9 protein-coding genes are annotated in these 11307 nt (G+C 73.5%); 4 read left to right on the forward strand and 5 right to left on the reverse strand.

The window, feature by feature from the left end; translation table 11 throughout:
* Positions 1-135 precede the first annotated feature (135 nt).
* Complete coding sequence (locus ABEA26_RS32720) at positions 136-1227, reverse strand: HhH-GPD family protein (protein ID WP_345597258.1); 1092 nt, start codon at positions 1225-1227, stop codon at positions 136-138.
* 119 nt (positions 1228-1346) lie between these two features.
* Here ABEA26_RS32720 and ABEA26_RS32725 point away from each other — a divergent pair, with 119 nt between their 5' ends.
* Both ABEA26_RS32725 and ABEA26_RS32730 read left to right on the forward strand, forming a co-directional pair.
* Positions 1347-3089: a sensor histidine kinase gene (locus ABEA26_RS32725; protein WP_345597260.1), complete on the forward strand. Its 1743-nt coding sequence runs from the start codon at positions 1347-1349 to the stop codon at positions 3087-3089.
* 44 nt (positions 3090-3133) lie between these two features.
* Positions 3134-3805 (forward strand): response regulator transcription factor, encoded by a 672-nt coding sequence (locus ABEA26_RS32730; protein ID WP_345597262.1) that lies wholly within the window; start codon positions 3134-3136, stop codon positions 3803-3805.
* Between the two features lie 6 nt (positions 3806-3811).
* Here the strand turns inward: ABEA26_RS32730 and ABEA26_RS32735 are convergent, their stop codons facing one another.
* Positions 3812-4465 (reverse strand): phosphatase PAP2 family protein, encoded by a 654-nt coding sequence (locus tag ABEA26_RS32735; RefSeq protein WP_345597264.1) that lies wholly within the window; start codon positions 4463-4465, stop codon positions 3812-3814.
* Positions 4466-4640: 175 nt separating this feature from the next.
* On the opposite strand from ABEA26_RS32735, the gene ABEA26_RS32740 reads away from it, so the two are divergent.
* On the forward strand, positions 4641-5489 hold the full coding sequence (locus ABEA26_RS32740) for a hypothetical protein (RefSeq protein ID WP_345597265.1): 849 nt from the start codon (positions 4641-4643) through the stop codon (positions 5487-5489).
* Positions 5490-5604: 115 nt separating this feature from the next.
* Here ABEA26_RS32740 and disA read toward each other — a convergent pair whose 3' ends face one another.
* Both disA and radA read right to left on the reverse strand, forming a co-directional pair.
* The gene (gene disA, locus ABEA26_RS32745; RefSeq protein ID WP_345597267.1) at positions 5605-6729 is read right to left on the reverse strand and encodes a DNA integrity scanning diadenylate cyclase DisA; all 1125 of its coding nucleotides are present in this window, start codon (positions 6727-6729) and stop codon (positions 5605-5607) included.
* An 80-nt stretch (positions 6730-6809) separates the two neighbouring features.
* Positions 6810-8219, reverse strand: coding sequence for a DNA repair protein RadA (radA, locus tag ABEA26_RS32750; protein ID WP_345597269.1), 1410 nt, complete (start codon positions 8217-8219; stop codon positions 6810-6812).
* A gap of 297 nt (positions 8220-8516) precedes the next feature.
* On the opposite strand from radA, the gene ABEA26_RS32755 reads away from it, so the two are divergent.
* Positions 8517-10373, forward strand: a complete 1857-nt coding sequence (locus ABEA26_RS32755; RefSeq protein ID WP_345597270.1) for a BACON domain-containing protein — start codon at positions 8517-8519, stop codon at positions 10371-10373.
* Positions 10374-10514: 141 nt separating this feature from the next.
* Here the strand turns inward: ABEA26_RS32755 and ABEA26_RS32760 are convergent.
* Positions 10515-11307 (reverse strand): DUF3109 family protein (locus ABEA26_RS32760; RefSeq protein ID WP_425587938.1); only part of this gene is annotated, 793 nt, incomplete at its 5' end.

The following is an 11307-nucleotide window of genomic DNA, read 5'->3' on the forward strand; positions in this document are numbered from 1 at the left end:
GGGACGGGTTGAAGCAGTGGGCTATTTGGGGCTGGTAAAGAGGGATTCGCCCGGCGGTGCCGCTGTCACAGAAGCCACAGCGGCGTTGCTCCACCACGGTCCTCCACCGCTGTCCTCCACCGCTGCGCTGCGGCTTCAGCTCAGCGGCAACCGGTACATCCCGTCCGCCAGGGGCTCCACCAGGCCGTCGGCGACGAGGCCGTCCAGGGCGCGGGCGCGCTGGACCGGTTCGTGCCACACATGGTCGAGCGCCGCCTGCGTCACCGCCCCGTGCGCCTCCCGCAGCACGGCGAGCAGCCGGCCGCGTACCTGCCGGTCGGTGCCCGCGTACGTCTGGCCGCGTCGCGGCGGCCCGTCGTGCGCGGGCTTGCCGGCCAGCCGCCAGGCGCACTGCGCGGCGATCGGGCAGCGGTGGCACGACTCGTTCTTCGCCGTGCAGACGAGTGCGCCCAGCTCCATGGAGGCGGCGGCCCAGCGGGCGGCGCTCGCCTCGTCGTCCGGCAGCAGCGCACGCGCCAGTTTCCGCTCGGCGGCGGTGGTGGCGTTCGGCGGGTACTGCGCGCCGGTGACCGCCCGGGCGAACACGCGGCGGACGTTGGTATCCAGTACGGCGTGTCGTTGACCGTAGGCGAAGGAGGCGACCGCGGCGGCCGTGTACTCGCCGATGCCGGGCAGCGCCAGCAGCTGGGCGTGGTCCGCCGGTACGTCGCCTCCGTGCCGTTCCGTTATGGCCGCGGCGGCGCCGTGCAGGCGCAGGGCGCGGCGCGGGTAGCCGAGCCGGCCCCAGGCGCGGACAGCCTCTCCGGGCGCCTCCGCGGCGAGGTCGGCGGGGCGTGGCCAGCGGGCCAGCCACTGCTCGTAGACGGGCAGAACGCGGCTCACCGGCGTCTGCTGGAGCATGAACTCACTGACCATCACCCCCCACGCGCCGGCCTCCGGGCGCCGCCACGGCAGATCACGGGCGTGCTCGTCGAACCAGTCGATGACGGGGGCGTGCAGCGGCACACCGGACGCGGCCCGCTCGTCGGACGCGGCGGACGCGGGGACACCGGCACCGCTCGCGGAGACGGTGGCGCCGGCCGCGACGGTGGCCGGGACGCCGGAGACCGCGACGGGCCCCGGGGGCACGGAGACGGCAGGGGGTCCCGGGGGCGCGGAGGCGGCGGAGGCCGGGACCGCGGTGGGGTCGGAGGGGCCGTTGTTCGAGGGTTTCGTGGGCGCAGTCATGACCCTTCGATCCTGCCACGGGAGGGCCACCGGGCGGGTGCACCGCCACCCGGTGGCGGGCGTGACACCTGACGATCGGCAGGGGCGCCACCCTGCTCGCCGCTTGTAGCGTCCGTCCCATGGAAGGTACCCGTCCGGCCTACGACGCCGGAACCGGCGGTGTGGAACCCGGCGACGGCGCGGGGCCCGGCGACGGCGCGGGCCCCGGTCGCGGCGGCGGTGCGCGGCCCGGTCGCGCCTCCGCCCGCCTCACTCCCCTCGGTAGTGGTGCCCTCCTCTGGGCCACCCTCGCTCTCCCCGCCGTCACCGCGGACCGACTGGGGATGAACGAGCCGCGTCCCCTCTGGCAGCAGCTGGCCGGCCTCGGGATCCTTGCCGTGGCCGTCGCGCTCTCCCGGCGGCAGCCGCTCGCCGCCTTCGCGCTGACGGCGGGCCTGGGCCTGGCCGCGGCACCGGCTCTGTTCAGCGTGTCCTACGGTCCCGCCCTCGGCGTCTTCGCCCTGCTGCTGGGCCTGCGGGCACAGCGGGCGCGTCCAGCGGTGGCCGGTTTCGTCGGTGCCGGCGTCGTCGGCACGGTGCGGATCGTGCTGGTCGGTGTCGACCCGGTGCCCGAGTGGCTGGTCCTGACGGGGACGCTGCTCTTCGGCTGTGTCTTCCCCTGGCTCGGTGGACGCTACTGGCGGCAGAGCCGCGCCCTCGCCGAGGCCGGCTGGCTCAGGGCGGCCCGGCTGGAGGACGAACAGCGGCACGCCGAGGAACGGGCCAGGCTGCGCGAACGCGCCCGGATCGCCCAGGACATGCACGACTCCCTCGGCCACGAACTGAGCCTGCTCGCCCTGCGTGCCGCCGCCCTCCAGGTCGCCCCAGGGCTCTCGGCCGGCCACCGCGTCGCCGCGGCCGACCTGCGCGTCGCCGCCGCCGACGCCACCGACCACCTGCACCGCATCATCGGCGTACTGCGCGAGGTGTCCGTCCACGACGAACCCGCCCCACTGGCTCCGGCCGGCGAAAGCGTCGAGGAACTCGTCGCCCGGGCCGCCGAGTCGGGCCTCCCCGTCCGCTGGGAACCACAGGACACCACCACCCCGGCCCCGGCCTCCGGCGGCGTCGCCGAACGCCTGCTGCACCGCGTGGTGCGCGAGGCGCTGACCAACGCGGCCCGGCACGCGCCGGGCGCGCCCGTCGTCGTGGCGGTCACCGGCCAGGCCCACGGTACGACGGTCACCGTGTCCAACGGGCGGGCCACCGAGGCCGGTTCTCCCTCGTCGGGCGGTTCGGGTCTGCTCGGGCTGCGCGCCGCCGTCGCCTCGGTCGGCGGCGACTTCGGGGCCGGCCCGCACGGCGAGGGGTTCCGCGTCCGGGCGTACGTCCCCGCACAGCAGACGTCCGCCCCGGCCCCCGCCGCCGTCACCTCGGAGCCCTTCACCCGCGCCCGCCGCCGGGTCGCCCTCGGCCTGGGCGCCGCCGCCGGCGGGGGCGTCGTCCTGGTCGGTTCGGCCTTCGGCTGGTACGCGTACACCGAGACGCACTCGGTGCTCAGCCCCGCCGATTACGCGGGACTGCGCCTGGGCACGCCGTACCACGAGGTCGTCCCCGTACTGCCGGACCGCGCGATCCACGATCCACCCTCCGAACGCGCGCCCGAGCCCCCGAAGGGCGCCGACTGCCGTTACTACCGGTCGAGCGGTGATCTCCTGGTCTCCGTCGACCACTTCCGACTCTGCTTCGACGATGACGGAAACCTGGTCGCCAAGGACGTCGTCCCCCGTGCTGGACCGTCCGGCGAGGGACTCCGGCAGAACGGCCGGCACGAGCAACAGGAGCGACAGGAGCGACAGGAGCAGTACGAGCCACATGAGTGATGCGAGCAACAGGAGCGACGCGAGCAACAGGAGGAGTCCGTACGGTGATCCGGGTACTGCTGGCCGACGACGAGGCGATGGTGCGGGCCGGGGTGCGCGCCATCCTGGCGAGCGGTGGCGAGAGCGAGGTCGTCGCCGAGGCGGGTGACGGCCGACAGGCGGTCGAACTGGCCCGCGCGCACCGCCCCGATGTTGCCTTGCTGGACATCCGCATGCCCCGCCTCGACGGACTCGCCGCCGCGCAGGAGATCGTACGGACCGTCCCCGGCACGGCCGTCGCCATGCTGACGACCTTCTCCGAACAGGCCTACGTGACCCGGGCGCTGGCGGGCGGCGCCACCGGCTTCCTGCTCAAGTCCGGGGACCCCTACGAACTGATGGCGGGTGTGCGGGCAGTCGCCGAGGGCGCCGCCTTCCTGTCCCCGAAGGTAGCCCGTTACGTCATCGAGGACCTCGGCAAGGGCGGTGGAGGCGGCCGGCTCGCCCGCGAGGAGCACGCCCGTGCACGTGTGGCACGGCTCAGCCCACGGGAACGCGAAGTCCTCGGCCTCGTCGGTGCCGGACTGTCCAACCCGGAGATCGCTGCCCGGCTGCACCTTGTCGAGGGCACGGTGAAGGCGTACGTGAGCGCGGTGCTGGACCGGCTGGAGGTACGCAACCGGGTGCAGGCGGCGATCGTGGCGTACGAGGCGGGCCTGGTCGAGACGGAGACCTGACGCGTCTCAGCGGCGCCGATGCGAGGGGGCGTACGCGGCCGCTGCGGGCGGCATGGCCGGACCCGGACCGGTCAGCCACCGCACCGCGGGCGCCGGCGACGCGCGCATCGCCTCGGCCAGCCGCGTCGCCGGGCGCCTGCCCAGGTGTACGGCCGTGGCGGCGACGACGGCGCCGAGCAGCAGCCCGGCGGCGACGTCGTGCGGGTAGTGGACGCCGACGAAGATACGGGAGAAGGCCATCAGCAGGGCGAGCGGGGCCGTCAGCCAGACGATCACGCGCCGGATCAGGGCCAGGGTGACGGCCGAGGCGCCCGCTATCGTCGCGTGGTTGCTCGGGAAGGACCAGTCGCCGGTCGGTGGACACTCCGCCAGGGACGGCACCGCCGCAGCGACCGCCCGGCACGGACGCTCCTCGGTGAAACCGGACTTGAGCAGCTCACTGCACACATACGCCACGACCGTGGCCACGGGTGCAAGCACCGCGATCGCGAAGGCCTGGGAGCTGCCGCGGCGCGACCGCCACCAGGCGGCCACGAACAGCGCGCCGAACAACAGGATTCCCGCCTCTGTCCACACCTCCACCGTGTGTTGCACCCACGTTGGGGTGTCGTGGGCGAAGCCGGTGATGTCTCGGTAGAGCTCGTCGTCCTCGAAGGTCATGCTCACTGACGGTAAGCGACAGCGGGATACGGTCACACCCTGCGATCGTCACCTGGGCAACCTGACGATCGGCAGGGGGCCGTGGCCGGCTTCCGGAATGATGATCCGTAAAAGTTGCCGCTTTGAACGGCGGGTGGGACAAGGGAACGCGCCGATCTCTCGTACAGTTTGCGCCGTGGGATCTCTGCGCAATCCGGTCGGGCCGCTTCCCTCCACCATCTACTGGCGACGGAGGGCTGTACTGCTGTCCCTGTTCGCCCTGTTGGCACTGCTGATCACGTGGGTCGTGGTCGCCGGGGGCGGGGGCGGCGGCAAGGACCGCGAGGACGGCGCCAACGGCAAGAACCCGGCCCCTTCGATCACTCCGGGGCCCTCGAGTTCCGGGCCGGCGATCAGTCAGGCACCCGGCGGACGCGACGAGTCGGGGAGTGGGGACTCCAACGGGTCGGGCACGGGCTCCGGGAGCGGTGGCTCCGGCGACGGGTCCGGGTCCGGCGGCGGTGGTGAGGCCGGTGGTGACGCTGGCACCGGGGGATCGGGCGGTGCCGGCGGAGGGGGCTCCGCGGGCGGTGCGGCGGCCGGCGTCGACGCGGGAGACACCCTGCCGGGCGACTCGGCTCTTCCCAACTGCACCGCCGGTGCGGTGAAGTTGAGTCTGCGCAGTGTCCGCAACGACTACACGCCCGGTCGGACGCCCGCCTTCGAACTGACCGCGCGGAACACCTCCGGCAGCGACTGCAAGGTCGATCTCGGCCCGAAGCACACGGTGTTGACCATCACGCCGGCCGACGCCGACGATGTCTATTGGTCCTCCGACGACTGCGTCAAGGGTTCGGGCAGTCTGCGGTACCGGGTGGCCGCGGGCAGCGGCATCACCTACACCGCGAAGTGGGACCGCAAGCCGAGCGCCCCCGAGTGCGGGACGCCTCCGGCGGGCTCGGCCAAGACCGGGACGTACCTGGTGGAGGCCAAGGCCGCGGGGTTCGAGAAGGTGCGGGCGTCGTTCGTGCTGAAGAGCGACTGACGTCGGAGCGGCCGCTTGGCCGCACCGACTCAGACGTATGACTCAGCCGGAGCGCTCAGCCGTACTACCAGTCGTACGGCTAGCCGTTCTGCCAGTCGTACGGCTAGCCGTACGGCTAGACGTACCGTTCCAGGATCGACGACTCCGCCAGCCGTGACAGGCCCTCCCGCACGCTGCGCGCCCGCGCCTCGCCGACGCCGTCCACCGTCTGGAGGTCGTCCACACTGGCGGCGAGCAGCTTCTGCAGGCCGCCGAAGTGCTCCACCAGCCGGTCGATGATCGCGCCCGGCAGCCGCGGGACCTTCGCCAGCAGCCGGAAACCGCGGGGAGACACCGCCGAGTCCAGGGCCTCCGGGGAACCGGTGTAGCCCAAGGCGCGGGCGACCGTGGACAGTTCGAGCAGCTCGGCGTGGCTGAGCTTGTCCAGCTCGGCGAGTGCCTCGTCGACCGTACGGGAGCGCTTGGCGGTCGGCTCGGGCACGTAGTCCCGCACGACCAGCTCGCGCTCGGGTTCCACGCCGGCGATCAACTCGTCCAGTTGGAGCGCCAGGAGCCGGCCGTCCGTGCCCAGCTCCACCACGTACTCGGCGATCTCGGTGGCGATGAGGCGCACCATCTCCAGGCGCTGGGCGACCGCCGACACGTCCCGGACGGTGACCAGGTCCTCGATCTCCAGCGCCGACAGCGTGCCCGCGACCTCGTCGAGGCGGAGTTTGTAGCGCTCCAGGGTCGCCAGGGCCTGGTTGGCACGGGACAGGATCGCCGCGGAGTCCTCCAGGACGCGGCGCTGGCCGTCGACGTAGAGGGCGATGAGCCGCATGGACTGGGAGACGGAGACGACGGGGTAACCGACCTGCTTGCTGACCCGGTCCGCCGTACGGTGCCGGGTGCCCGTCTCCTCCGTGGGGATCGTCGGGTCGGGGAGCAGTTGCACGCCCGCCCGCAGGATCTTGGACAGGTCCGAGGACAGGACGATGCCGCCGTCGAGCTTGCACAGCTCGCGCAGCCGGGTCGCGGTGAACTCGACGTCCAGCACGAAGCCGCCCGTGCACATCGACTCGACGGTCTTGTCCCAGCCCAGCACCATCAGACCGCCGGTGTTGCCGCGCAGGACCCGCTCCAGTCCGTCCCGCATGAGCGTGCCGGGCGCCACCGCGCTCAGCGAGGCGCGCATCAGGCCATCGGCACCGGCGCTCCCACCGGACCTTCCGGGAGCTGCTGCCCGGTCGTTGGCTGCCACTGCACTCCTCCGGTCGCAGGTTCTCAGGTGCTGCCCTGTCGCACACTCGGTCGTACGGACGGGCGAGACCAGGGCAAAGTCTACCGGCGGTCCTCCTCCTCCCGTGGGGCCTCTCGCCGACGCGAACGCGGAAGTACCCGCAGGGCGTCCCCTATGTCCGCGACTTCCAGGACCTTCATGCCGTCAGGGACCCTGCCGGGGTCGGTCGGTACCAGGGCGTGCGTGAAGCCCAGACGGTGCGCTTCGGAGAGCCGGCGCTGCACGCCCGTGACCCGTCTCACCTCACCGGCGAGGCCGACCTCGCCGATCGCGACGAGGTTCTTGGGCAGCGGGGTGTCGCTGGCGGCCGACGCGAGGGCGAGCGCGACGGCCAGGTCGGCGGCCGGTTCGGAGAGCTTCACGCCTCCCACCGTGGCGGAGTAGATGTCCCTCTTGCCCAGGGCGCTGATGCGGCCGCGCTGCTCCAGTACGGCCAGCATCATGGACACGCGGGACGTCTCCAGGCCGGAGGTCGTGCGTCGCGGGGACGGGATCTGGGAGTCGACGGTGAGAGCCTGCACCTCGGCCACCAACGGGCGGCGGCCTTCCAGGGTGACGGTCAGGCAGGTGCCGGGCACGGGCTCCGCGCGCCGGGTGAGGAACAGACCGCTGGGGTCGGTCAGGCCGGTGATGCCCTCGTCGTGCAGCTCGAAGCAGCCGACCTCGTCGGTGGTGCCGTAGCGGTTCTTGACGCCTCGGACCAGCCTGAGGCGCGCGTGGCGGTCGCCCTCGAAGTGAAGGACGACGTCCACCAGGTGCTCGAGGAGGCGGGGGCCGGCGATGGCGCCGTCCTTGGTGACGTGGCCCACGAGGAGGGTGGACATGCCGCGGTCCTTGGAGGCGCGGATCAGGGCGCCCGCCACCTCCCTCACCTGCGCCATGCCGCCGGGGGCGCCGTCGATCTCGGGAGAGGCCACCGTCTGCACGGAGTCGAGGATCAGCAGGGACGGCTTGACCGCGTCCAGGTGGCCGAGGACCGCCGCGAGGTCGGTCTCGGCGGCGAGGTACAGGTGGTCGTCGATGGCCTTGATGCGGTCGGCGCGCAGCCGCACCTGGCTCGCCGACTCCTCACCCGTGACGTAGAGGGTCTTGTGCTCCTCGCTCGCCGACTTGGCCGCCACGTCCAGCAGCAGCGTTGACTTGCCGACGCCGGGCTCGCCCGCGACGAGCACCACGGCGCCGGGCACCAGGCCGCCGCCGAGCACCCGGTCCAGCTCGGGCACGCCGGTGGAGCGGGCGGTCGCCTGCCGGACGTCGACCTGGCCGATGGGCAGCGCGGAGGTGGTGACGCGCCCCGGCGTCGTCGTACGCACCGCGGGCGCGCCGTACTCCTCGACGGTGCCCCAGGCCTGGCATTCGGGGCAGCGGCCGAGCCACTTGGCCGTCTGCCAGCCGCACTCGGTGCAGCGGTAGGACGGCCGTTCCTTGGTGGTCTTCGTACGGGCAGCCATGCACGAACCGTAACCGCCCGCACTGACAACGCATGCCACGAGAACCTAGCCCCACCAGACCTGCCCGTTCCCGCCCCCGCCTCGGCCGCCCGCCCGCTCGCCACAAACCGGCCTCCCAGCGGCCTTCCACTGGCCTCCAACCGACTCCGTCCACCCCGAACGGGCCACTGCCCACCTCTGGCCAGCCGCGGAACGACAGCTTCCTGTCCCCTTATGAGGGATCGTTTCACCCGTACGGATTAAAAGTGCCCAACGCGCCAGTGCGCGCCACCCATAGCGCCCTACGGTCGCCGGGTGATGAGGAGCAGTCCGGAGACAACGACCCGCACGACCGGCGCCCACCGGACGCACCGGGAGGCGCGCGACCGCACCGCGGCGCGCACGCTGGCGCAGCGGCCGCACGCGCGCTACGACGCGTACGACGCGTATCTGGACGGCCTGTTCACGTACTGCCTGTCCGTGCTCTGCGACCACGACGCCGCGACCGCCGCGCTGGGCGACGTCCTCGTACTCGCCGAGCGCCGCGGCCACCGCGGCCCGGAGTCCGCCGGAGACCGCAGGGCCTGGCTGTACGCGCTGGCCCGCTGGGCCTGCCTGCGCAAGCTGGCCGAGGCCAAGCAGAAACGTCCGAGCAGCCACGCGGCGGGCCGCCCCGACGCCGATCGACAGCGCCCCGCACTCCCGGCCACCGCGTACGGCGAGCGGGACGGACGTGCCGGACAAAGCGGGAGCAACGGGCGCGCGGTACGCGGCGACGGGAACAGCGGGCGCGCCGTGCGCGACGGGAGCGGCGAGGAGCGGCGGCCGCCCCACCGAGACCTCGCCCTCCTCGCCTGGCCGGAGGCCGCCGGCACCGCCCCGGAGCAGCGCGAGGCCCTCGAACTCGCCGTGCGCCACCACCTCGCCGCCCACGAGGTCGCCGCCGTCCTCGGCATGGACCTGGCCGCCGCCCGGGAGCTGCTCGCCTCCGCCGCCTGCGAGGTCGAGCGCACCCGCGCGGCCCTCGCCGTCGTGGAGACCGGCACCTGTCCGGGCGTCGCCCGCCTGACCGGCGACAACCAGTACGTGTTGAGTGCGGCCCTGCGCCGTGAGCTGGTCCGGCACGTCGACGACTGCCCGCGCTGCCGCCGTACCGCCGAAGGCGCGATCCCCGGCCGCTGGCCCGGTACGAGCGTGACGCCTGCCGAGCTGCCCGTCCTGGTGGCCCCCCGTGCGGCACTGCACGTCGCCATGGCGCACCCCCCGCGCGCGCGGGGCTCGGCCCCCCGCTTCGACCGGCGCGGCTTCCCGATGGCGCCCAAGGACCGCGCGGCCCGGCGGGACCGTCTCCGCGCGCGTGCCGTCACCACGACCGTCGTCGCCACCGTCATCGCCGCCCCCGTGCTCGCCCTGTGGGCGGCCTACCGCGGCACCCCGGTCGCCGAGGGCGGGAGCGGCCGCTCGGCCACCGCCAGTGAGGCCCAGAGTCCCGACGGCCCGGACGCCGAGTCCGAGGCCGGCCACGGCTACGAGAACACCGGCAACGCGACCACCACCCCCGGCACCCGCTTCGGCGGCAACGGCAAGGCCGACGTCTCCGTCGAGGTCGTCAGCGTCTCCGGCGCCGAGAAGGACGCCCGGCAACTGGTGGTGACGGCCGGCCACGACGGCGACACCACACTGCTCACCCTCACCGCGACCGGCGACGCACCGGTGCGCTGGACCGCGTCCACCAGCGCTCCCTGGCTCTACCTGAGCCAGAAGTCGGGCACCCTGCGCCCCGGCGAGGCCCTGACGGTCAAGGTGTACGTCGACCACCTGCGCGAGCCGGCAGGCCACTGGAGCGCCCGGGTGGGCGTCTCTCCCGTCGGTGCCGTCGTCTCCATCGAGGGTTACGGCACCGCGCCCGGCCCGTCGCACCCGGGCCCGCGCCCCGGTGCCCCCGGCGACTCCCCGTCCCCGTCCTCCCCGTCCGACCCGGGCCCGGAGCCGTCCCCGTCCACCTCGTCACCCACCGACCCGCCGCCCACCACCGACCCCTCAGCCACCGACGACCCCTCGCCCACGTCGCCCGGTCCGGACCCGACGCCGACCGGACCGTCCCCGACCGGCGGCACGGGCGGTTCGCCACCGCTGCCGGGCAACAGCGGCACCCCGGCCCCGACCGGCTCGTAGAACGCCTCGGCCCTCCAGGTCCCGGCGTTCCGGTCTCGGGCCCTCCAGGTTCCGGCGTTCCGGTCCCGGTGGCCCGGCGTGGGCGCTCCTGATCCTTCCGCGGCCCGACGGCAGTGGCGCCCGTCTCGGCAGCGCCCGGCCTCAGCGGGCAGGGTCCGCCGGATGTGGTGCAAGCAACGGCAGCTGCGAGGCCAGCCGCTCCTCACAGAGCTCGGCCAGCCGGTCGTAGCCCGCCTTGCCCATCAGTTCGATCAGCTCCGGCCGGTAGGAGACGTACACCGGGTCGCCCGCGCCGTGCGCCGAGGTCGCCGAGGTGCACCACCAGTGCAGGTCGTGCCCGCCCGGACCCCAGCCGCGCCGGTCGTACTCACCGATCGACACCTGCAGCACCCGCGTGTCGTCGGGCCGGTCGATCCACTCGTACGTCCGCCGCACCGGGAGCTGCCAGCACACGTCCGGCTTGGTCTCCAGCGGCTCCCGGCCCTCCTTCAGGGCCAGGATGTGCAGGGAACAGCCCGCGCCCCCGGCGAAGCCGGGCCGGTTCTGGAAGATGCACGAGCCCTGGAAGGGACGGGTCTGACGGGAGCCCTCGTCGTCCTCGGAGACCCAGCCGTGCTCGGTGCCCTCGGCGTGGTGCTGCCAGACGTCCGGCGTGAGCCTCGCCACGTGCCCGGCGACCCGCTTCTCGTCCTCCTCGTCGGAGAAGTGGGCGCCCAGTGAGCAGCACCCGTCGTCCGCGCGGCCCGCCTGGATGCCGTGGCAGCCGCTGCCGAAGATGCAGTTCCAGCGGGAGGTCAACCAGGTCAGATCGCACCGGAAGACCTGCTCGTCGTCCGCCGGATCCGGAAACTCCACCCACGCGCGTGCGAAGTCGAGGCCCTTCTCGTCAGCGAGGACCTTCTCGACGCCCTCGCCACTCTCGCCGCCCGTTTTG

It is taken from the genome of Streptomyces marokkonensis, from assembly GCF_039539045.1.
Classification (GTDB): Bacteria; Actinomycetota; Actinomycetes; order Streptomycetales; family Streptomycetaceae; genus Streptomyces; species Streptomyces marokkonensis.

Excerpts from the sequence above, each read along its gene's own strand:
- ABEA26_RS32720 (WP_345597258.1), bottom strand. The coding sequence starts at position 1,227 with ATGACTGCGCCCACGAAACCCTCGAACAACGGCCCCTCCGACCCCACC.
- ABEA26_RS32725 (WP_345597260.1), top strand. The coding sequence starts at position 1,347 with ATGGAAGGTACCCGTCCGGCCTACGACGCCGGAACCGGCGGTGTGGAA.
- ABEA26_RS32735 (WP_345597264.1), bottom strand. The coding sequence starts at position 4,465 with ATGACCTTCGAGGACGACGAGCTCTACCGAGACATCACCGGCTTCGCC.
- radA (WP_345597269.1), bottom strand. The coding sequence starts at position 8,219 with ATGGCTGCCCGTACGAAGACCACCAAGGAACGGCCGTCCTACCGCTGC.
- ABEA26_RS32755 (WP_345597270.1), top strand. The coding sequence starts at position 8,517 with ATGAGGAGCAGTCCGGAGACAACGACCCGCACGACCGGCGCCCACCGG.